The 21,866-nt window shown below is 44.6% G+C and carries 17 protein-coding genes; 11 read left to right on the top strand and 6 right to left on the bottom strand.

The features are described 5' to 3' along the window. The first annotated feature begins 152 nt into the window (after nt 1-152). From EWM62_RS08655 to EWM62_RS19670, 3 genes are all read left to right on the top strand, one after another. Nucleotides 153-1,082 (top strand): ABC transporter ATP-binding protein, encoded by a 930-nt coding sequence (locus EWM62_RS08655; protein WP_129876257.1) that lies wholly within the window; start codon nt 153-155, stop codon nt 1,080-1,082. Further along, entirely contained in the window at nt 1,079-4,711 is a 3,633-nt protein-coding gene (locus EWM62_RS08660; RefSeq protein WP_129876258.1) for an ABC transporter permease/M1 family aminopeptidase, read from the top strand. Before EWM62_RS08655 ends, EWM62_RS08660 begins: the two co-directional genes overlap by 4 nt. Before the next feature lie 153 nt (nt 4,712-4,864). Continuing rightward, a complete protein-coding gene (locus EWM62_RS19670) occupies nt 4,865-4,990 on the top strand; it encodes a hypothetical protein (protein WP_262708469.1) in 126 nt (41 codons plus the stop codon). A gap of 6 nt (nt 4,991-4,996) precedes the next feature. Here the strand turns inward: EWM62_RS19670 and EWM62_RS08665 are convergent, their stop codons facing one another. Continuing rightward, a complete protein-coding gene (locus EWM62_RS08665) occupies nt 4,997-6,151 on the bottom strand; it encodes an acyltransferase family protein (protein WP_129876259.1) in 1,155 nt (384 codons plus the stop codon). A gap of 61 nt (nt 6,152-6,212) precedes the next feature. Beyond that, nucleotides 6,213-6,767 carry a PAS domain S-box protein gene (locus EWM62_RS08670; protein WP_162499809.1) on the bottom strand — a complete coding sequence of 185 codons (555 nt, stop codon included), beginning with the start codon at nt 6,765-6,767 and terminating at the stop codon, nt 6,213-6,215. A gap of 180 nt (nt 6,768-6,947) precedes the next feature. Here EWM62_RS08670 and EWM62_RS08675 point away from each other — a divergent pair, with 180 nt between their 5' ends. Next, nucleotides 6,948-8,504, top strand: a complete 1,557-nt coding sequence (locus tag EWM62_RS08675) for a serine hydrolase (protein WP_129876261.1) — start codon at nt 6,948-6,950, stop codon at nt 8,502-8,504. A gap of 28 nt (nt 8,505-8,532) precedes the next feature. On the opposite strand, the gene EWM62_RS08680 is transcribed toward EWM62_RS08675, so the two are convergent. Then, complete coding sequence (locus EWM62_RS08680) at nt 8,533-8,835, bottom strand: DUF1330 domain-containing protein (protein WP_129876262.1); 303 nt, start codon at nt 8,833-8,835, stop codon at nt 8,533-8,535. A 104-nt stretch (nt 8,836-8,939) separates the two neighbouring features. Here EWM62_RS08680 and EWM62_RS08685 point away from each other — a divergent pair, with 104 nt between their 5' ends. The 5 genes from EWM62_RS08685 (at nt 8,940) to EWM62_RS08705 (ending at nt 14,577) form a co-directional block, all read left to right on the top strand. Further along, nucleotides 8,940-9,476 (top strand): hypothetical protein, encoded by a 537-nt coding sequence (locus EWM62_RS08685; protein WP_129876263.1) that lies wholly within the window; start codon nt 8,940-8,942, stop codon nt 9,474-9,476. An 88-nt stretch (nt 9,477-9,564) separates the two neighbouring features. Next, nucleotides 9,565-10,152, top strand: coding sequence for a 2OG-Fe(II) oxygenase (locus EWM62_RS08690; RefSeq protein WP_129876264.1), 588 nt, complete (start codon nt 9,565-9,567; stop codon nt 10,150-10,152). A gap of 172 nt (nt 10,153-10,324) precedes the next feature. After that, entirely contained in the window at nt 10,325-12,463 is a 2,139-nt protein-coding gene (locus EWM62_RS08695) for a GH92 family glycosyl hydrolase (protein WP_129876265.1), read from the top strand. Between the two features lie 67 nt (nt 12,464-12,530). After that, the gene (locus EWM62_RS08700) at nt 12,531-13,490 is read left to right on the top strand and encodes a D-2-hydroxyacid dehydrogenase (RefSeq protein ID WP_129876266.1); all 960 of its coding nucleotides are present in this window, start codon (nt 12,531-12,533) and stop codon (nt 13,488-13,490) included. A gap of 109 nt (nt 13,491-13,599) precedes the next feature. Then, the gene (locus EWM62_RS08705; RefSeq protein ID WP_129876267.1) at nt 13,600-14,577 is read left to right on the top strand and encodes a ligand-gated ion channel; all 978 of its coding nucleotides are present in this window, start codon (nt 13,600-13,602) and stop codon (nt 14,575-14,577) included. Here EWM62_RS08705 and EWM62_RS08710 read toward each other — a convergent pair. The 3 genes from EWM62_RS08710 to EWM62_RS08720 form a co-directional block, all read right to left on the bottom strand. After that, entirely contained in the window at nt 14,574-17,234 is a 2,661-nt protein-coding gene (locus EWM62_RS08710) for a CHAT domain-containing protein (protein ID WP_129876268.1), read from the bottom strand. The two genes, EWM62_RS08705 and EWM62_RS08710, sit on opposite strands and share 4 nt — an antisense overlap. Before the next feature lie 37 nt (nt 17,235-17,271). Then, nucleotides 17,272-19,278, bottom strand: coding sequence for a DUF7849 domain-containing protein (locus tag EWM62_RS08715; RefSeq protein ID WP_129876269.1), 2,007 nt, complete (start codon nt 19,276-19,278; stop codon nt 17,272-17,274). A gap of 113 nt (nt 19,279-19,391) precedes the next feature. Further along, nucleotides 19,392-20,393, bottom strand: coding sequence for a hypothetical protein (locus EWM62_RS08720; RefSeq protein WP_129876270.1), 1,002 nt, complete (start codon nt 20,391-20,393; stop codon nt 19,392-19,394). 167 nt (nt 20,394-20,560) lie between these two features. Between EWM62_RS08720 and EWM62_RS08725 the strand changes: the two genes are divergently transcribed. Beyond that, complete coding sequence (locus EWM62_RS08725) at nt 20,561-21,115, top strand: RNA polymerase sigma factor (RefSeq protein WP_129876271.1); 555 nt, start codon at nt 20,561-20,563, stop codon at nt 21,113-21,115. 12 nt (nt 21,116-21,127) lie between these two features. After that, complete coding sequence (locus EWM62_RS08730) at nt 21,128-21,856, top strand: anti-sigma factor (RefSeq protein WP_129876272.1); 729 nt, start codon at nt 21,128-21,130, stop codon at nt 21,854-21,856. The last annotated feature ends 10 nt before the right edge of the window (nt 21,857-21,866 follow it).

Consider the following 21,866-nt stretch of genomic DNA (forward strand, 5'->3'; position numbering starts at 1 on the left):
GCCCTTATCTGATCTGCAAATAACCGGAATGAGCCGGTAGGTGCCTGGCGGGAATAAAAGGGGTGTTTGTCGATTAGTTTATAGAGACTGCATATCTGTTTTCGCAATTGATAATGAAGGCGCTTCTTTTACAATGAAAGATATATCAAAAAATGAAAAATATAGAAGAACATAAAGATTGCCTGCTCATCCGCAACGTTTGTAAAACTTATGCCAACGGTGTTCAGGCGTTAAATAACATTTCGCTAACTATCCCGCCGGGAATGTATGGGCTACTGGGACCTAACGGGGCGGGTAAATCTACGCTTATGCGTACTTTGGCCACACTGCAGGAGCCTGACCAGGGACAGATATTTTTGGGAGAGACAGATGTAATTAACCAAAAGGAGGAAGTACGCCGGACACTTGGCTACCTGCCGCAGGAATTTGGCGTATACCCAAAAGCCACTGCCGAAGAGCTGCTCGATTACTTCGCGGTACTTAAAGGCTTCACTAACCGTGCAGCACGCAAAGAAGTAACAGAGGGCCTGCTGAAACAAACCAACCTGTGGGATAAGCGCAAGCAAAAGCTGGGTGGCTACTCGGGCGGTATGCGGCAGCGCTTTGGTGTGGCAGTAGCGCTTTTGGGAAACCCTAAACTGTTAATTGTTGATGAGCCAACAGCCGGGCTCGACCCTGCTGAACGTGTAAGGTTTTTGAACCTGCTAAGCGAGCTAAGCGAGCAAAGTGTGGTTATCCTGTCCACACATATTATTGAAGATGTATCTGAACTTTGTACCAACCTTGCCATTATTAATAAAGGGACGATTTTGCTTGAGGCACAAACAGATAAAGCAGTGGCCGACATTAATGGAAAAATATGGCGAAAGTTGATTGATAAAAGCATGCTGGCAGGTTTGGCGCAGGAGCATCAGGTCATTTCGGCTAAGTTCCTTGGCGGGCGCACTATGGTACACATTTACAGCTTGGCCAATCCGGGTAATGATTTTGAAAAAGTAGAGCCGGATCTGGAAGATATTTACTTCAGCACTATGGCCGGCTTTTATGGGGTTCAACAAAATGCGGAGGGTACAAAGCCATGAAGCTGCGAAAAATCATTCAACTGGAATTCGTTTACCAAATCCGACAGGTTACAACATGGCTTTATTTCGCGGTGGTGTTTGGTATTGCATTTTTAACCATCACAGCTAACTACCTTGATGATGCGCGCAATGGTTATTTTATGATCAATGCGCCGGTGGTTATCGCCTCTGTTGCTGTTGTATGCAGCATGTTTTGGCTTTTGATAGGTGCATCAATAGCGGGAGATGCCGCGGCAAGAGATGTGCAAACACGCATGTTCTCGCTTACCTACACATCCTCGGCCACCAAGGCCGAATACCTGGGCGGGCGGTTTATCGCGGCATTTGTGCTCAATATAATGATCCTGCTCGCCATACCTGCAGGGATCTTGTCGGCTACATACCTAACCGGGATAGAGCCTGGCCTTTTGGGGCCATTCCGGTCGGCAAGTTATCTAAGCATTTTGTTTTACGTGATCTTGCCCAACGCCTTTATTGCTACAGCTATCCAGTTTGCCATGGCCACACTTACACGAAGCGCCATGGCAAGCTACCTGTGTGGTGTAACACTTGCTATGACTGCTTACCTGGGAGGGCAAGTATTAGGAGCATTAGGGCTGAGGGATCTGGAAACCTTTATGGATCCTATCTATTTAAATTCGGTAATGAACCACCTGAATGATTGGAGCCCGATAGAAAGGAACGCCCGCCTTATTGAACCCGATGGCGCATTTATGGCGAACCGTTTATTATGGTTATTTATTACCGCTTGCATGCTGGCGGTCGCCTATTTTCGTTTCCGCTTTGCAATACCTTCTGCCGGCAGCGCCGGTAAAAAGAACCCTTCACAGCCGGCAAATGTAAACGACCCGGGCTTGCTAAACTGGGAAAAAGCAGAATTGTTACCGCAGGTGCAAGCGGCTTATAGCCCGGCAACACATTTACACCAGTTAAAAGTTACAACCTGGACATCATTTTGGGCACTGGCAAAAAGCCGCGTAGGGCTTGTTCTATTAGGCTGCCTGGCGATGGTGGTAGGTTTTGCTATGCCCGGCAATTTAAAAGCAAAAGGTGTTCCTTTACTACCCGTTACCGAGCAAGTTTTACAAGTTTTGACTGCACCTATTACATCACCCGGAAAGTTCTGGATAGTGATTTTCCTGCTGATCATTTTTTATGCTGGCCAACTCATCTGGCGCGAAAGAGATAGCGGATTAAGCGAACTTGCTAACGCGGCACCGGTGCCGGAATGGATATTGTTCCTTAGCAAATATCTGTCGCTTTGCCTTATGCTTATTGTATGGCTGGTATTTCTGCTAATTGCCGGGGTAATCGCGCAAATAGCTATTGGCGGTACCTACGTCGGGTTAGGGCTGTATTTAAAAGTACTCTTCGGTTTCCAATTGATAGAAGGCCTGCTGTTCGCCCTGTTTGCATTGTGGATCCATGTAATCATCAATCAAAAATACCTTGGTCATTTAGTTGCGCTTATAGCCTTTGGATGCATTTTATTTGCCCCGCTGCTTGGGATAGAGCACAAGCTCCTGATTTTTGGATCGAGCCCTAAATGGTCATATACCAGCATGGGGGGGTTTGGTTCGTCTGTTGCACCCTGGTTTTGGTTTAAAGCATATTGGGCCGCGTGGGCCGTATTGTTGGCAGTGATAGCAAGCCTGCTTTGGGTACGCAGCCGCGACGAAAGTTTGCTTAGGCGATTGAAGTTGGCCCGCCGGCGCTTCACCCGGCCTACAGCATTGGCAGCTCTTATCATATCAGGGCTGATCCTTGCAACAGGCGGGCATATCTTATATAATACAAACATCCTTAATAACTACACAAATGAGGATGAAGTATCTGCAGGCCGTGCTGCTTACGAGCACCGGTATGGCAGGTATGCTTACACACCGCAGCCCCATCTTACTAAAGTGAATTTACAGGTAGCAATTTACCCGGCGCGGCGCGAGTTTGAATTAAAGGGAACTTACCTGTTAGTAAACAAGCAAAACGTTTCTATAGATACTTTGCTGATGGCAGCTCCCGAGGGAGGCACAACCACGGGCATAACTTTTAACAGGCCGGTTATACAGGTACCTGCAGATAATGGGTCAGGTTTTTTTATTTATGCACTTAAAAACCCCCTAAAACCCGGTGATACGCTGCTGTTAAATTTTAAGGTATATCATAAAGCGGGGGGCTTTAGTAACAACGGCGCTGATTCGTCAATAACCGAAAAGTTTGCCGGCTTGCGCAACTACGAATGGCTGCCTGTTATGGGGTACCAGCAATACCGGGAACTGGACAACGCGGGAGGCCGGAAAAAATACGGTCTTGCCCCACGGCCGGCAACTGCTTCGGTGTATAATGTTAAAGCCCGAAATTATGCCCCATTTGCCGAACAGGTATGGGTGGACGCGTTAGTAAGTACAGATACTGATCAGGTAGCGATAGCGCCGGGCACCCTGCAAAAGACATGGAAGAAAGGCGACCGGCGCTATTTCCACTATATTACCGATGCCCCTATCCGAAACGAATATAATTTCTTTTCGGCCGCGTACGCTTTGTATGAAGAGCAATGGGTCCCGCCGCAAGGTTGCGGGAGGCCTGTATCTATCCAGATCTACCACGATCCTGCTAATGCTATGAATTTGGAGCGGATGATGAAGAGCGTTAAAGCATCCCTGGATTACTATACCAAGCAGTTTGGGCCTTACCGGTACCGCCAGCTTAGGTTTGTGGCCAAGCCGGGCCGCGACGGCGGGAACCATGCCGCTCCGGCCAATATCACTACCGGGGAAGGATTTTTCCTGATGAACCCGGACAAAGACGCACGCGGTTTTGACCTGGTAACGGCAGTGGTGGCACACGAGGTTGCACACCAGTGGTGGGGCAATCAATTAAAATCCGCCTATGTAGAAGGTGCTGGTCTGCTTTCCGAGAGTTTGGCGTGGTATTCGGCTATGGGTGTACTGGAAGAAAAGTACGGGCCTGAGCACCTGGAAAAGTTACTAAGTTTTATGCGGGAAGAGTACGAAACGCCACGTACCCGGGCTGCTCTGCCACTCCTGCAAGCTGCAGACTTTTATCAAAATTACCGTAAAGGGCCTTTTGCACTGTATACGCTTAGTAAATATATAGGTAAAAGCCGTGTTAATATGGCGCTTAGCCAATTGCTGCAAAAGCACAGTCCGGGTAAAACGCCCATGGCTACATCTTTAAACCTTTACCAGGAACTGGAGGCAGTAACACCAGATTCGCTCCGCTATCTCCTGCACAACCTATTTAAAGAAAACACGTTTTGGGACCTGAAAGCTAAACACGCAACTATCAAACAAACTAAAGCCGGCACCTGGCAGGTGACATTTAGCGTGCAGGCCCGCAAATTTGTAGTGAGCGAACGGGGGGAAGAGAAGCGGGTTCCGTTAAAAGATTGGATAGAGGTTGGGATATTTGCCCCTGCCAAAAATGGAGAGGAAACAGGTAAACTGCTTTACCTTCAGAAGCACTTTTTAAGATCTGATCAGCAAACCATCTCAGTTACAGTCCCTGTAAAACCTTCCAGGGCTGTTATCGACCCGAATTACCTGCTTACAGACTGGAATATAAAAGATAATTTAGCAGAGGTGAGTGTTGAGGAAAATTCCCAAAAATAAAAAATATATACCTGAACGATATTTATATAGCGAAAAAGGTCGCGATTTTAGTATTTTAAATTGCAGCAACCCCGATGGTTTCCTAATATATATTTAACTGAAAATAATCAATATCAATGTGCTTTTTCAGTACGTAATATCTATAGAAAGGAAATGACAGACAATGTTGAGGCCGGTATTTATATCGGCCTCAACATTGAAACAATGACAAAAGCTGAAACGGGTTGCATTATCCATCGCCATACTGCTGGCTTCAAAAATAGAGTAGCGCCAATGTAACATTCATCAAGACATGATAATCTGTACCTCTTCAGGGGTTGCAGGTTTTGGTCTCAAAAACTTATCCCGCATTTTCAGGAACGGTTTCTCCACCACAATATGCAGCAATATTGCGCCAGCAACAACTACTACAAAGCATATCAGCATAGTAATATTACTATTGGGGCTAAAGCCATAAGGCGCTATTAGCTTTTGGGTTAAAGGCATTAAGCCTTTGTGCGAAAGATACAGGCTGTAAGATAGCATTGCAATTTTTTCGGTAACTGCCGAGCGGTACTTATACAAAAAACATGATGGATGTACCGCAGCCATTACAATAAGGCCATAACCAATAGCCACCACGGGGTAGCCGAAAACAACCGAGATAATACTTGCCTCGTTCCGGTTTATGTAATATGCCGCAACCAAAACCAATATCCCTATTGGTATTAACCAGTTTACTACCCTTACTATTTTACTGCCGAAGGCAGGGCGATAATTATATAAGGCCGATACTGCAATACCCATAAGCAAGGGGTCAAGCCGTGTGTAAGTTGGGTAGTAAATATATTTATGATGCAATACCCGAAAACCGGCAGTATCAATATATGGTTCAATTAGCTGCCAGCCATACCAGCGAACGGCAAAACCGGCCACAAATACGCCAACCAATATTAGCAGGCCTTTTTTGCCTGCTTTATACCAGGCTAAGGCCAGCAGCACCATGGGCAGCACCAGGTAAAATTGTTCTTCTACACAAAGCGACCATGAGTGTGAGAAAGTGCCTTCCGCCTGCATATCCAACCCGAAGTTTTTGGTAAAGGTGAGGAAACGCCAAAGGGGGGATAACGACTCCTTTTCGTGGAAGGCCGGTACAAGAAAGTAAACAGCCACTATAAAAATGTAAGCGGGTAATATACGGAACGAGCGTTTAATAAAATACCTTTTTAAAGATAAGGTGCCTGTTTTTGAAAGTTCGGCAAACAAATGCGAGGAGATAAGATAGCCGCTCAAAACAAAAAACAGGTCAACGCCCGTCCAGCCGAAGTTGCTAACCACCGGTACCCAATCGGGGCGGCCAAAAAGGCGGTAATGATAAATTAAAACATAGCAGATGGCAAAGGCGCGCAAATGGTCCAGGCCGTAAAGTTTTTTTGCGGATTGTAAAGCCAGGGCTTTCATTTTTAATTAATTGCGGGTTTGGTTGATAAAGATATTTAAAATTGCCGCAATAAATAGTATATCAATTTAAGCCCTTGATCATAGCCATAAGATTGCCGTTTTTTTGTTTGCGGATAAGGTGCGATGTAATTTCAACGTTTACAAAAGTTCCATCTTTTTTACGGTGCCGCCAAATGCCATTATCATTCATCCCCGGCTGCAATTCTCTAACAGCCGAATAAACAGCATTAATATCTTCCGGCGGACTTATACTGAGTACGTTCATCCTGTAAAATTCTTCCCGGCTGTAGCCGTAAAAAACTATAGCTGCTTCGTTTACCGCCATAAAGGCCAGGGTACGCAGGTCAATTATCCACATGGGGTTTGGGTTATCATCAAAATAGCTGCGGTAGCGCCGCTCGCTCTCAGACAGGCGCTTCGTATGGATCCGGATAAGCTTATACAAAAGCACGCCGGTTAGCACTACATAGCCAATGCCTTTAATGCTGCTGATAAATAATACAACTTGTAAATCGAGGTGGCTTTGCAGCGCCAGCAACAATTTATCGCTAAGTGTGATCCACAGAACACCTGCCGCAACATAAATGAATGCTATTTTTAGTGCTCCCGATCTCATAAACTTCAATTTAGGGATTTGTGCTAAACAACGCAATATAAATCTACAAAAAGAATATCGGTTTAGCTTGTAGGGTAACTGCATTCATTTTATGCTAAGCTTAATGGAGAAGATTGTGCTGAAATTATTTTGAAGTAATATTTAGTAATTACCTATATTGAACCAATCAAGACCAATCGCATGAAATTTAGATATATTATACCCTTTGCCGCTATAGCAGGCATTTTAAGCGCAATTAATGTAAGGGCACAAATGTCGCCGGCAAAAATTGATAGCCTGGCGCAGCTGGCTTTAAAAACCTTTGATGTGCCCGGCATAGCTGTGGCTGTTGTAAAGGACGGCAAGTTGGTATATGCTAATGGATATGGGGTTGCATCCTTACGCACTAAGCAAAAAGTTGATGCTAACACGCTGTTTGGTATAGCATCAAACAGCAAAGCCTTTACAACAGCGGCAATTGGTATTTTGGTTGACGAAGGCAAGCTTAAACTGAATGATAAGGTTACAGATTATATCCCCGAATTTAAAATGTTCGACCCTTATGTTACAGCTGAATTTACCATCCGCGACCTGCTAACCCACCGCAGCGGCTTAGGCCTGGGTGCCGGCGACCTGATGATATTCCCCGATTCGGCAGATTTTACGGTGAAGGATATTATACATAACCTGCGCTATTTAAAGCCGGTAAGCAGTTTCCGCAGTAAATTTGATTACGATAACCAACTATACATTGTAGCAGGCGAAGTTATTGCCCGGGTAAGCGGGATGACCTGGGAAAACTTTATCGAAACCAGGATCATGAAACCCCTGCAAATGACAGGGAGTTTCGCGTCATACAGCCGCATCAAAAACACAAAAAATTATATAGACGCGCACGCGCAGGTTGATGGTAAAGTGGTGGTAATACCGCGCAGCACCAGCGAGCCAACTAATGCTGCGGGTGGTATTTACAGCAGCGTAAACGACCTGGCCAAATGGGCAATAATGCAAATGAATGATGGTAAATATGGCGACGACCTAAGCAAACGCCTGTTCAGCAGCCGCATACACCACGAAATGTGGACTGTACAAACAGCGCTGCCTGTTGGTGTGCCCGGCCCCTATAATACGCATTTTAGCGGCTACGGCTTAGGCTGGTTCCTTAATGATGCCAAAGGTTATTTAAAGGCCAGCCATACCGGCGGCTTAGATGGCATGGTTACCCAGGTTACCTTGTTCCCCGAACTAAAACTGGGGATCATAGTACTCACCAACCAGCAGTCGGGCGGTGCATTTACCTCTGTCACCAACGAGATCATCGATAGCTATATTGGCGATACCGGCAAAGACTGGGTAAAACTGTACAGCGATGTTGAAAAGGGAAATTTTGGAGGCGCCGCCAGTGTTGTTACTGCCGTTTGGAAACAGGTAGAGGAACAAAAGAAATCTCCTGTAGACGGCAGCTTATATACCGGTACTTACCATGATAACTGGCTGGGCGATGTTACCATCAGCCAAAAGGACGGGCAGCTTTGGTTCACCTCAAAACGTTCGCCACTTTTAGCCGGGCAAATGTTTTATTACAAGGGCAATACCTTTGTGGTAAAATGGAACAAGCGCAGTATGGATGCAGATGCCTTTGCCATGTTCACTACTGACGAGAATGGGAAACCGCTTGGGCTTAAAATGAAACCTATATCGCCCGCTACCGATTTTAGTTACGATTTCCAGGACCTGGATTTTGTAAGATCGAAATAAAAGAAAGCCCCTCCCGGGGGGCTTTTCTTTATAATTTCACCCCCTTTATCAGCATAACAGACTCTATCGACTGCTCCTTTAAATGCAGGAATTTTTTCCGTTCCTCATCCTTCATAAAGTTTTCGAGGTCGCGCTCATCCGTAAATTTAACTAAATGAATTTCATAGGGGATGGGTATGTTACCTTCAATAATAACCTGTTCATCTGGCCGTACCCGCAGCATTAATGTGCCATTGTATTTTGCAATAAGGGGAATAGCGACATCCTCAAACTGGTGAAAAATAACTTCCTGCCCTGGTTTTATGTAAATAAGCTGTGTAATATATAGCATAGTGGTATAAAGCTATAAAATTCCTTGTTTGGTACTTTAGTAAATACAATAGATTGAAACTTTTTATATATTTATTTATAAATAACTTATAATCAGCCTTAACCATGAAACAGATCCTACTATTAGCAATTATATGTATTGTGTTTGCAGGGTGCAAGCAAACAAATACTGCCGGCCAGCCTAAAACCGATACCACCGCTAAGCTTAGCTACCCGTTTAAACCCAAATACTCTATTAACTGGGAAAAGGGTGATGAGAAAAACGCTTTGATAGTACTAAACTGCCTTAAGAAATATGTAGACGGTGATATTAAAGGGGCCACAGAGGGCTTTGCAGATACTGTTACCTTTATGGCAGATAACTTTTCTTTTACGGGTAAAAAGGACAGCCTGGTAAAGATAATAAGCCAGATGCGGGGAGACCTGGTTACCGTGTCAAAAGAGTTTGAATCGTGGATGACCACATATTACCCTGATAAAAAGGACACCTGGGTTACCCTTTGGTACATGGAAAAATGGACAGATAAAAGAGGTAAAACGGATTCGCTTTATTATACCGATGATGTTTTGCTTAAAAACGGTAAAATAGTGCTGTACGACGAGAAGATCCGGCATAATCCGGCCCCTGTCGCGAAAATGTAGCAGGGTGCTTACCATTAGCGATTGAATTTTAAATTATATAAATGTTAAATGGCACCAAGCGGATGTAATTGATGTACCTTACATCAATTTGGAAATCATCTTCGACGAGCTTATCGATACCTACCTGGCCACCAGGGTAGGCACGGTTAAAAACTTTATCACCCAGGCATTATCCGCAAACCTGGTAAACAACATCAACGCGCTATATGTCGGTAACAAGCTGCTTACTGCCGGTACCGGTAATAACCAATTGGTAAATCATGATAAGCTGGTGCGCAGCGATAAAATTTACTGGCTGGACCGCGATCATAATAACGTTTATGAGAACGATTTTTTTGATTTGATGGATACCTTCGTTACCCATCTTAACAGTAGCTGTTATGCAGGTATAACCGGTTACGAGTTTCATTACACCCTTTACGAAAAAGGAAGTTTTTATAAACGGCACCTTGATAATTTTAAGCAGAACGGCACAAGGGCTTTCTCTATGATCATTTACCTGAATGCCGAAGTGAATGGCGGGGCCTTACGTATCTATCAGGAAAACGGATCGCAGGATATTTCGCCAAACGCGGGAAAAAGCGTATTCTTTAAAAGCACCGAACTGGAGCACGAAGTTTTAGTTACCCATTTACCAAGGATGAGTATAACAGGCTGGTTAAAAATAGCCAATTAGGCCTCTAACGGAATTTAGCAGCCATATAAATTTGAAATTCTTTTGGGGGATACGCCCCGGTATTGCATCTTAATATAAATAGCAGGCAATTTCCCTGCTATAAACCTGTGTAAACTTTTAGCGAATAAGGTAAGCGTTGTTGTTTATCGCCGCTTACAACCAATTATAACTGATGACCAAAAAAGTATTTTTTGTACTGATGCTTGCCTGCACAGTTGGTGCTGCCAGGGCCCAACAAACCCATTATACCAAATATGTAAACACATTTATTGGTACCGCACCCCTTAACGACCCCAAAATACTCGGCTACAAATTGCCCGAAGGGTGGCGCTCATGGGCTGGGCTGGTATTTCCCGGTAGTTCGTTACCAAACGCTATGGTGCAGTTAAGCCCCATGACGGCATATGGCTCGGGTGCAGGGTACCAGTACGAAGATTCGGTGATATTGGGGTTTACGCACACTAATAAGGGCCACTGGAACCTTTGTAATATTCCTATACTGCCGGTTTCCAATCCCGGTGATAAATTCGGTTCAAGGTTTTCGCATAAAAGGGAAAGTTCGGCGCCGGGTTTTTACCAGGTTTATTTAGACGACTACAAGGTAAACGCAAGCTTAACATCAACCTTACGCGCGGGCTTTCACCGGTACGAATATAAAAACAACACAAACAGGCAGATACTTTTCGACCTTGGCAAAGCCAACAGCAGGGTAACCACCTGGAATATTAAGCTGGCAGGCGATAACGCCGTACAGGGATTCCAGGGTGGCGAAAACGTTTACTTTTATGCTACTATTAACACCAAAATTAAAAAGTTAGCGCTAACCGAGGAGGGGAAAAGATCGGGCTTTGCCATGCTGGACCTGGCCGACGGAAGTACAGGGCCGGTGGAGCTTAAAATAGGCTTATCATTCGTAAGCGTAAAGAACGCTAAAGAAAACCTGGAAGCAGAAATAGGCAGCAAATCTTTTGAGACAATCCGTAACGAGGCAACCCAAAAATGGGAGAAACTGTTATCGGCTATCCAGGTAAAGGGCGGTACGGCAAAGCAAACGCAAATGTTTTATTCATGCTTATACAGGTCGTTTTTGTGGCCTGCTTTACGCAGCGACGTGAACGGCGAGTTTACAGATGCTAAAAAGAAAGTGGTAAATACAGGTATCACTTACTATACCGAGCCATCCTTATGGGACACTTATCGTAATAAGGATGTTCTTTTGGGCTTGGTTACCCCGCAGGTTACCCTTAATGTTATTAAATCTATGAAGGATGTTGGTGATAAAACAGGGTTTTTGCCTACCTTTTTCCATGGCGACCACGGGGCATCATCAATAGCGGGTGCCTACCTGAGGGGTATTGATAATTTTGATATTAAGGCCACCTATCAGCTGCTTTTGCGTAATGCCAATATAGAAGGGGGCGCCCGCCCGTACATTAGCGAATACATTAAAAAGGGTTATATATCAGACCCTGACATTCCTAACCCCAATGTGGAAACAAAGGCCAAAGCAGGTGTATCCAAAACACTGGAATATTCTTACGATGATTATTCTGTAGCGCAGATAGCAAAAAAGTTAGGCGATACCGCTAACTACCGTATACTGATGGCCCGCTCGAAAAATTATAAGAACATGTTCGACCCCACTACCAGGTTTATGCGGGGCAGGTTAGAGAGCGGCGACTGGATCAAACCATTCGATCCGCAATACCCGTATTACGAATATATGTACCGCGAGGCAAATGCCTGGCAGGTATCGTTTTTTGCACCGCACGATATGAAGGGCCTGATAGAACTTTACGGTGGCCCCAAAGGGTTCGAATCAAAGTTAGATTCGCTGTTTACCTTACCCTGGAACCCCAATCATATAGCCCGGAATGTAGAGACGATGATAGGCCAGTATTGCCAGGGTAACCAGCCCGATCATGAGGCGCCATTCGCTTATATTTTTATTGATAAGCCCGCAAAATCACAGAAAATTATCGATTATATTCTGAATAATTTATACGGAATTGGTAAGGAGGGCCTGGAACTAAGCGGCATGGACGACGCCGGCGAGATGTCGTCATGGTATGTATTCAGTTCTTTAGGTTTGTACCCTTTTTCGGCAACCGACCCCAGTTATATTGTTACGGTACCGCTTTTTGATGAAGTAAAATGGCGCACAAGCAGTGGTAAAACACTTACTATAACTAAACCCGGCAAAGGCAGAACCCTTACAACTATAAAAGTGAACGGGAAAACAAGCAAAGGGCATTTTGTACCGCACGATCTGTTTAAAACAGGAGGGCAAATAACAATTTTTACCAGGTAATTAAAGCGTTTAACCCCATCACAGTAAGTAAAATATTAGTATGTATACTTGTACTACACAGTAAAAAATGAAAATAGTAGTACTTGATGGCTATACGTTAAACCCCGGCGATATAAGCTGGGATGCATTGAAAAATTTAGGAGAGGTAGTTTTGTACGACCGTACACCGCCTGCAGAGGTGCTTGAACGGTCGCGCGGGGCGGATATCCTGCTTACCAATAAAACCCCGTTAAGCGGCGAGGTGATAGATCAGCTCCCTGGTTTGCGGTATATTGGCGTGCTGGCTACAGGTTACAATATTGTTGATGCTGATGCTGCCAGGCGCAACGGCGTTGTTGTTTGCAACGCGCCGGGCTATGGTACAACATCAGTAGTGCAGCTAACATTTGCCTTACTGCTCGGGCTTACCCAGCATGTTCAGCAACACAGCGATTCGGTGATGAATGGCGATTGGGCGCGATCTGCCGATTTTTGCTACTGGAACTCCCCTTTGGTTGAGCTTGCGGGTAAAACCATAGGCATTATTGGCTTTGGCAGCATAGGCCAAAAAGTTGGCGACGTGGCCACCGCTTTCGGGATGAACATCATCGGAAACAGCCGCACGCGTACAGATCAGTCGCATCGCGACAATTTCAGGTGGGCAGATATCCCTGAGCTTTTGGCTGAGTCGGACGTGGTGAGCATACACTGCCCGCTTTTTCCCGAAACTACAGGCCTCATCAACACCGAAAACCTGAAACGGATGAAACGATCGGCATTCCTGCTAAATACATCACGCGGGCCAATTATTGTTGATAAGGACCTGGCCGATGCGCTTAATAACGATATAATAGCAGGTGCCGGCATCGATGTTTTATCAGTTGAGCCCCCGCGTCCTGATAACCCATTGTTTAAAGCAAAAAATTGCATCATTACCCCGCATATTGCCTGGGCAACAAAAGAAGCACGAACCAGGCTGATGCAAATGGTAGTTGATAATCTGGCCGGCTATCTAAACGGCAACCCGGTAAATGTGGTCAATAAATAGTTTATTGTGAGGCTCACAGATGATTTTATCGGTATGCATTTAGGCTTTAATCACTATAATTAATAACAAACAAAATGCCTATTTTTAGCTTATACCTCAAATCCTTAGTATGGCATTGTATATTGGTAAACGGTTCTTTTTAACATTTACTATCCTGATAGCGGTTTTAGCAGCTGTACCTGCAAAGGCGCAAGCCGAACGCGCTGATACCGTTTACAGTGGGATATATATAACCAGTATCCACGATATTAATTTTAAAGACAAAGAATATAGCATTAACCTATGGCTTTGGCTTAAATACAAGAACAAGAAGTTCGATTTTCTGCACAACCTGGAAGTGCCGCAGGCAAAGTCGGTAACCACCTCCTATTCTACTGTTGATTCGAGCGATAACCAGATCTACCTGTTGATGAAGCTGCAATGTGTGATGAAGGATTCGTGGGCGATAAACAATTTCCCGTTCGACAGGCAGAAGCTGCGGTTCTCGATAGAGAACTCGCAGTTCGATTCCAAATCACTGGTGTTTGCTGCCGATACGCTTGGCAAGCATTTCGACCCGCGCTTCACCCTCCGCGGTTGGCGTATCGATAGCCTTGACGTATCCACCGGTATTAAAATTTATGAAACCGCTTTTGGCGACGAAAGTCTGGCAAAACCACATACCGAGTACAGCAATTTTAAAGTCAGGATCCAACTGGACAGGGATGCTATGGGACTGTTCTGGAAAATGTTTTTAGGGATGTATGTCGCTTTCCTGATAGCCTATATGTGTTTTTACATCCATACCGATAGTATCGATTCGCGTTTTGGCCTGAGTGTAGGTGCGTTATTTGCTGTAATAGGTAATAAGTATATCGTCGACTCCTCCCTGCCCGAATCTACCACGGTTACCCTTGTTGATACCCTGCACGGCATAACCCTGCTGTTTATTTTGGCTGTTATTATCGGCACATCATTTTCCCTAAAACTGGTGAAGCAGGATAAAATCGAAAAAGCACGGAAATTTGATTTTGTATTTGCCCAGGTATTGCTGGCTATTTACCTGGTATTAAATGCTTGGTTTATTTTCCAGGCCACAAGATATTAGGCTTTATTTCTGCGTTGCTTTTTAAGGTAAATAAAAGCCATTATTATTACTAATGCACCCCCCATTGCTGCATACCAATAAACTTTATTACTAACTGCCTGTAAATATACCGGCTCATCGGCACCCATCAGAATAAGGCTATCCCAGTAGTAGGGCAGGTACATGACGTCGGATGCTTGGGCTTTATTCAGCCACGCTAATTTTGCCTGGTGTAATGCCGCACCGCTGCTTTGCCCTCTAAGTAAGAACTTATACATGTCCGCCGTTATTTGCGACACCGCTTCGTCGTTAACATTCCACAAACCTGCAATGGTGGCGGGCGTACCAATAGCGCTAAAACCGCGCGAAAGGCTAATGATCCCTTCGCCTTTTGCCAGCAGGCCGTCACCGGTGCGGCAGGCGCTTAAAACGATCAGATTAGGTTTATTGCGCCGGGCCAGTAATTCAAACAGGAACAGCTTGTCCTTCCCAAAATCAAGCGTCGGCTCCTTATTTATACCGCTTAAGTAAGCATGCGTACTGATGTGCAGCGTACCCGAATTTTCAAAGCTGTTGAAAAAGGTTTTAGTACTAACCTCATCATCATACAAATAATCGCCCTTTACTAATTTGCTGATAGCAGTGGCTTCTTTTTTTACAGCGATGATGGGCGTATTGTTACTGCCCTCGTGCGTTACAAACAATCCGCTGAAAGCATCCCTGTTTATATCCTTGGCTTTATTTTTTATCAGCGCGTTAAGCGAAAACGCGTAGGTTGTGGTCACTTTCCTGATGAGGAAGGGCCATTTTGACATAGCCGGCTCATATTTATTACCAGTGATAAGTCCATCGAACGACAGGTAACCCAGCACATCATCGGCTATAACACATAAGCGTTCGTTTGCTTGCAGCGGGGTATTTTTAAAAAGGGTTGTATAGATCTGGTTCGATGCCAGGAAAAACTCTTTCGGAGAGTTTAGCATCGCATCAGGCCCGTTACGGTAATAAGTATTGATGAACAGGGTAAGCTGCGCCCTTAAACTATCTGTACCGCCAATTCGCGAAACTGCGTTAACATACCGATTTTTAATATCGATGGCATAAACAAACCGGGTCCCAAAAAAGAACTCTATGGCATGTATTCCTTCAGGCAAAGCAGCCAATATAGCAGCCGAAGGCAACACCGAACCGGCCGCCTGCTCGCGGTATTTTTTGTTAAGTAACGACAGGTCATACTTAAGCGCATTTACTTTTTTCTGGTATTTGGCGCCATCTTTTTCTGTCATTACCAGGCGTTCGTTATAGGCAATGGCACGCTCCAGATCCAACCGTTTGCGCAGGCTGGTATCGTGTATGTTGGTGGCCAGCTGCTGTTTGGTGCGCTGTATCTGGTCGGCCAGGGTGCGGGCTTTGGTTTGCTCGGCAATTTCCAGTATTAGGTTAAGGTATTTTTTATCGTAAGCTGTATTGTATAAACCCATAGCCATTTCTATAGCGGTTTCGGCCAGTTCCTTGCCATCCTGCTGCAGGCGTTCCTTGGTTTTATTATCGGCAAATTCCTTTCTTATTTTATCGTTTGCCAGCAAAGCGTAACGCATGTTTTCAAGTGCCTGCCCATCCTGCTTTAAAAGCCGGTAGGTTAGGGCTTTCTCGTGAAAAATTTCCACCAGTTTATTCTCGCCGTATATATTTTGTGCCAGTGTTTTGTTTTGCAGGGTATTTATCCGCAGTATGCGCAAGGCATTATCAAATAATATAAGCGCTTTTTCAGGATGGTTTCTTAGCCGTTCTATTTTGCCTAAGCGTGCGGTAAGGTTGGCTTTTTCGCGCAGCCGATAACCCTTAAACCATATATCGATAATACTTAAGGCAGCCTTAAAGCTGTTTTCGGCTGCATTTAACTGGCCGGCCTTCAAATCAATATCGCCCAATGTGGTGTAAGCGCCAAATTTCCCGTAAGCCGTTTCCTGATCAGGTTTTTTTTGCGATGATATGTTCTTTTGGAGCAGCGCCCTGGCTTTTGGCAGTTGGTTTTGATCGTTGAAGATCTCGGCCAAAATGTTTTGCAGCCTGAACTTGATAGCCGGGCTTTTAACAAGTTTTTCGCCCCTGGCAACGCAATTGGCTGCCATATCCAAGTTGCCCATGGTGTAATAAGCAATAGCCATGTTATTATAGGTGGAGGCGATATCATCAGCGTTTTCAAAAGCATTTAAACGGTCTACCGTTTTTTGCTGGATAAATACGGCACGCTCTAAATCGCCAAGGCGGGTGTAGTTATTGCTTAGTGGTTTAAATACATACTCCACCACGTCAAATTGCATTACCTTGTATTTATAAAAATAGGCGTAGGCTTCTTCGTAATAGTTAATGGAGCTGAGGATATCACCAACTTGCAATTGGTCGTACCCTTGTGTGCTTAACAAGGTCAGCCATGCTATCCGCTCTTCAAGGGTTACAGGTTGTCGCCAAACATCTTTTTGGGTAGCAAGTAAAAAGGGCAATTGTTGCGGGTTGGCGTTTACATAGTCTATACGCTGGTAAAGCCATTCGGTAAGGTCGTTCTTAGCTTTTAAGTCTGCCAGGTTTTTACTTATGGTTGCATCCTGTGCATAAGCGGCTGCATGGCAAAAGGCCAGGCAAAGCAGCACAAAAAAGCGTAAATACTTCAGCGGCATAGATAAAGGTTATGCTACTAAAATAGGTTATTTTATATTAAAACTTCCAGGTTACATAGGTGCTTGCGTGTGATACAGAAGATTTTGGATCGTAAAAATACCTGAAACCAATAGCCGGCCCTACACGCACTTTGCCCACAACAACATCGGCAAAAACAGAAGCCCGCACGTCAGAGAAGGCATTCGTTATCTTATCTTTCAATACTGATAGGTTCAGATCGGGTGTGCCCTGTATACCGCTAAGCATATAGTTTATATCACGCTTTGATGTGTTGTTTATATCAAGCGCCAGCAAAGCCCCAACCCCCGCGCCAACGTAATCATTAAAACTATACCGTAATGATACAGGCACAATATTAATGGTTGTTATTTTATTTGATAACGTGCGCGAACGATTAGAAATAACATAGCGGTCTTTCCCAATCACCGTATCTTTATTAGCGGTTATCGTTTTAGTATCCGAAACTTCTTTAAAATCGCTCAGGTAAATTTCGGCCTGCAGGTATTTCCGGTATGGCGAGTAAGGCGCAATGCTTGCGCCGATAGTGTAATTCTTTTGGGTTAGATAACTGTTGCTTTTAGTTTGAATTGGAAAGCCAAAGCCCAGGATAATTGCCGGCGAAAGCCCCGGTTTAAAGCGGCCGGTAGCACGGTTGGTAACAATTGGCTCGTTCTTATCGAAAATGATAGAGCCGCGTGTGTAAATAGGCAGCTTTTTTGGCTTCTCCTGAAACTTTATTTTATACTCCACAAAGCCCTTGGTTGAGTCGGCATCGTGTACGCCTTCCTGCTGAGTGCCGGGCAAATAAATGTTATTGAACACAAAATTCACGCTGTCTTTTCCCGGCAAGACATTCAGGCAGCTTTGGTTGGCATAAGCGCTGTCGCAGCTTTTTAGTTCGGGTTTTGTACGACTTACTTTGATGGTTGTCACATCAAATACCGGCGAAATGCGGACACCAACATTCACCTTTTTTGCCGGGCCTTTGCCGGTGTTTTGGAAATCTACCCGATAGGTCAATTCGCGGTGTTTGCCGGTAAAACGGTAATCCATCCGTGTTTTGCGCAACGACATTTTATTAGGATCGTGCGAGGCTACGATCTGTAGCTCCACGCTAAAAATTTCCTTCTCTATCCTTGGGTCATCGGGTACAAAAACACCGGTAAGGCGCACAATGGCATTGGTGTCCTTGATCATTTCGGGCGTGGTTTTAAAGTTCATAAACACGAAGTTTTCCTGCCCTGCCTTTAACCCCTCAAAATGCCATGCCTTGCTGCTTTTAAAATTCTTTACCTGGTCGAGCAAAACCAGGGCTTCTTTAGCCAATATCTCATCTATTTGTTCCTGCAATATACCAGGGCTTAAAGATGCGTAATACAAATTATCCTTTTGCTTTTTAACCGGCATGGCTGCAAAGGCATTTAACTTTTCAAGATCTTCGCTTTTTTCGTTGTGGTAGGTCCGAGTTTCTGAAAGTTCGAAATTATTGCTGCTAAATTCCCTGTCGTTATATAAAATAGCGATGGTGCCGCCCAGGTTTTGGGTCATGCTGCCTGCTTTGTTGCGGTAGCCCAGTATCATCATCATATCGTCGCCGGGTTTAGGCTGGCAGTTATTCTTTAGGGTGATGCTGCTACCGGGTTGAAAAAGATTGCCGGGTACCTGCACCGCAGCCAGCATAGCCTTCGCCGATTTTACAATGATCTTTTTTGGCCGGGTTGGCGGGCGCTTGCCATCGTCGTAATTATTGGTAGTATACAGGCGTACATTATAGGTGAGGGCGCTATCTAAATAAGTGTGTACAGGGTCTTTCTCAAAACTGAAACTGCCATCGCCAAACTCCCAAAAATAGGTATAAAACGGGGCCGGGGCACCGGCAATTGGCCGTAGCGGCCGCAGCTGCGGACTGAATTTCACCACACCATTATCTTCTGTATGGTTAATGATGGCCGGGATGGTATCACTTGGTAATATCGCCGGGGCAACCTGCGCTTGCAGGTTTACGCTGAGGCAGATGAATGCAAATAATAATATCTTTTTCATGTGAGCAGGGGCAGGGCTGGTTAGGTAAAAAACAATTAAATATAAAAACTTATAACCATAATAAGCGGCCTTAAAAAGGCCGCCATATTATGGTCATAAAATTATAGGTAGAATTAATAACCATCCAGGCTGTTGATAGCTGTCTGTACCGCTGCTTCAGTAGTTTCGGTTAGGGTTAGGGTTACGTGCTGGCTGGCAACAATAGTGCTTTCCAGTTCGCCGTAGTAGTATTTGCCATCTTTGATAGAGAAGGTAAGAAATTTACCTTCAACACCTACCGGCATTACATCGTCATAACTTTTAACACTATTGGGGCCTGTTGTAGTGTATAACTGGGCGGCAACGTTGCTGCCTTTGGCGCAGAAGTACACATAAGTTTCGCCGCTGTACGAGTGGAATGAAGATAATGTACCGGGATTTCCAACAAGGTCAACATTAACGGTAGTTTTTGGATTGCTGTAGCTATAAAATACGTCGGTGTTTATCCAGCCGGTGTTGCCAAAATTAAAGGTGAAGTTGTTATCAACAGCTACAACTTCCTTGCCGCCACCCTGGCCGTTAGGGCCTTTACGTGGCGCTGCCCATGCCATTTGTGCGGCTGCGCCGGCTACAAGCGGATTACCACCCTGGTCAACCCCCTCCCAAAGTTGGGTAATACCGCTTCTTTTAGCCGGAATAGAAATTTCCATCGGCACAGCCAGGTTAGCATCAATGCTGGTGCCATTTACTTTTACATCTACATATATAAAACCATCTGATGCAAGGGGCGCACCGCTACTGTGGTTAGTGTTGCTGCCGTAAAACAATACGTCGCTTCTTTTTAATACTTCAACAGCTTCTACAGTTACCAGCCCTGTTGCGGCTACACCTGCAATGTTTAAAGACCCTGCCGGGAAGGTGATTTTTGTACCGCCTTTAAGTGTTACACTTTTTGGCAGGGCCGATGCATCAATTTGTACTTTTTGTGTTTTAGGTGCGTTACTGGCCACAAATTGTTGTGCGTTGCCATCAGGGTTGGTGGGTACAAAGCCCATGTCGTTTTTGTCTTTTGTGCAGGCTGCTGATAATAACAATAATGCTGCTACTGATACTGAGGTTAAATTGAACTTTTTCATGATCGTGGTTTTTAATTTTTTTATTGCTTACTCTGTTTTGGCTTTTCAGCGTTACGCCGTGTTTTATCGTTGTTTGCATCTATATCAGCGGCGCTTAAAATTTGTTACCCCCTTTTTTGAAAATATTTTTAAATATTATTTTTCGTACTTTCCACCAACCTAAGTTTATGGCAAAAGCAACCCATCCAGATCAGCGTTACGTTACTGCCTTATTAAATAATGACGCGGCATTAATAGATGAGATATATAAAAGCTGTGCCCGGCAGGTTAAGTCATACATCTGTTTTAATAATGGCAATGAGGATGACGCGGCCGATATTTTCCAGGAAGCATTAATTGATATATATCACCAGGCAAAAAACAAAGATCTGCAGCTTACCTGCCCCTTTAATGCTTTTGTTTTTTTGGTATGCAAACGCAAGTGGTTTAACGAGTTGAAAAAAAGAGCGGTTTTACCGGTAACAAATAACCCCGACGATGTATTAGATAGCAGCGAGGATACTTTTGCGCTTGCTGAGGAACTTGAACAGCAGACCGAACAGAACAACAGGTTTGTGGCTGCTTTTGAGAAACTTGGTGAAAAGTGTAAAGAAATTATCCGTTGGAGCATGCAGGGCGAAGCACAGGAAAAAGTGGCCGAAGCCATGGGTGTTACTTACGGGTACCTGCGCAAAAAAAAATCGGAGTGTATGGCATCTTTGGTAAAAATGGTTCAATCTTAATGTAAAATGGCGATGGATAACGATAGCCTGCTACAGGCAGCAAATTATGTAGACGGAGAAATGGAGCCGCAGCAGCAAAAGGATTTTGAACTGCAAATGCAGGCTGATGCCGAACTGCGCGCGTATGTTGAGCAGTACCGCCAGGCAAAAACTGCACTAAAAACACACCTAACGCCTGATGCTAACCTTAATAACTTAAAACAAACGCTTAACGGTTTAAATAAAACTCATTTTAAACCCGGGGCCAAAGTAGTATCATTTAAAGCATATACCCGCTGGATCACCGGCGTGGCGGCAGTGCTTATATTGGGGTTAATAGTATTTAATCCCTGGAAGAAAAGCCTGTATGACGAATACACTATAAGCAGCAGTATGTCGGTTTCAGAGCGGGGCGAGGGATCGCAAACTAACCTGGAAAGGGCGGCTGCTTTTTATAATAAAAAGAATTATGCCCAGGCCGAAAAACTACTGGCTAAAGAATATGCGGCTAACCCTAAAAACAGCATGGCCGCATATTACTATAGCATAACCCTGATACAGGATAAGCAGGAAGCCAGCGGTCGCGAAATTTTGCAACAACTATATGCCGGCGAATCGGCATTTAAGTACGATGCCGCTTACTATATCGCCTTAAGCTATGTAAAACAAAAGGATAATGTAAACGCCAAAAAATGGCTCAGGAATGTACCACCCGGAACATCTAACTATGCAAAAGCAAAAGAACTGGAAGGGAAGCTTTAGAAAGAAAAAG

It is taken from the genome of Mucilaginibacter terrigena (assembly GCF_004168255.1).
Taxonomy (GTDB): domain Bacteria; phylum Bacteroidota; class Bacteroidia; order Sphingobacteriales; family Sphingobacteriaceae; genus Mucilaginibacter; species Mucilaginibacter terrigena.

What these genes read in the sequence shown, in the direction of transcription:
- EWM62_RS08655 (WP_129876257.1), top strand. Translation starts at nt 153, where the DNA reads ATGAAAAATATAGAAGAACATAAAGATTGCCTGCTCATCCGCAACGTT.
- EWM62_RS08660 (WP_129876258.1), top strand. Translation starts at nt 1,079, where the DNA reads ATGAAGCTGCGAAAAATCATTCAACTGGAATTCGTTTACCAAATCCGA.
- EWM62_RS19670 (WP_262708469.1), top strand. Translation starts at nt 4,865, where the DNA reads ATGACAGACAATGTTGAGGCCGGTATTTATATCGGCCTCAACATTGAA.
- EWM62_RS08665 (WP_129876259.1), bottom strand. Translation starts at nt 6,151, where the DNA reads ATGAAAGCCCTGGCTTTACAATCCGCAAAAAAACTTTACGGCCTGGAC.
- EWM62_RS08670 (WP_162499809.1), bottom strand. Translation starts at nt 6,767, where the DNA reads ATGAGATCGGGAGCACTAAAAATAGCATTCATTTATGTTGCGGCAGGT.
- EWM62_RS08675 (WP_129876261.1), top strand. Translation starts at nt 6,948, where the DNA reads ATGAAATTTAGATATATTATACCCTTTGCCGCTATAGCAGGCATTTTA.
- EWM62_RS08680 (WP_129876262.1), bottom strand. Translation starts at nt 8,835, where the DNA reads ATGCTATATATTACACAGCTTATTTACATAAAACCAGGGCAGGAAGTT.
- EWM62_RS08685 (WP_129876263.1), top strand. Translation starts at nt 8,940, where the DNA reads ATGAAACAGATCCTACTATTAGCAATTATATGTATTGTGTTTGCAGGG.
- EWM62_RS08695 (WP_129876265.1), top strand. Translation starts at nt 10,325, where the DNA reads ATGACCAAAAAAGTATTTTTTGTACTGATGCTTGCCTGCACAGTTGGT.
- EWM62_RS08700 (WP_129876266.1), top strand. Translation starts at nt 12,531, where the DNA reads ATGAAAATAGTAGTACTTGATGGCTATACGTTAAACCCCGGCGATATA.
- EWM62_RS08705 (WP_129876267.1), top strand. Translation starts at nt 13,600, where the DNA reads ATGGCATTGTATATTGGTAAACGGTTCTTTTTAACATTTACTATCCTG.
- EWM62_RS08710 (WP_129876268.1), bottom strand. Translation starts at nt 17,234, where the DNA reads ATGCCGCTGAAGTATTTACGCTTTTTTGTGCTGCTTTGCCTGGCCTTT.
- EWM62_RS08715 (WP_129876269.1), bottom strand. Translation starts at nt 19,278, where the DNA reads ATGAAAAAGATATTATTATTTGCATTCATCTGCCTCAGCGTAAACCTG.
- EWM62_RS08720 (WP_129876270.1), bottom strand. Translation starts at nt 20,393, where the DNA reads ATGAAAAAGTTCAATTTAACCTCAGTATCAGTAGCAGCATTATTGTTA.
- EWM62_RS08725 (WP_129876271.1), top strand. Translation starts at nt 20,561, where the DNA reads ATGGCAAAAGCAACCCATCCAGATCAGCGTTACGTTACTGCCTTATTA.
- EWM62_RS08730 (WP_129876272.1), top strand. Translation starts at nt 21,128, where the DNA reads ATGGATAACGATAGCCTGCTACAGGCAGCAAATTATGTAGACGGAGAA.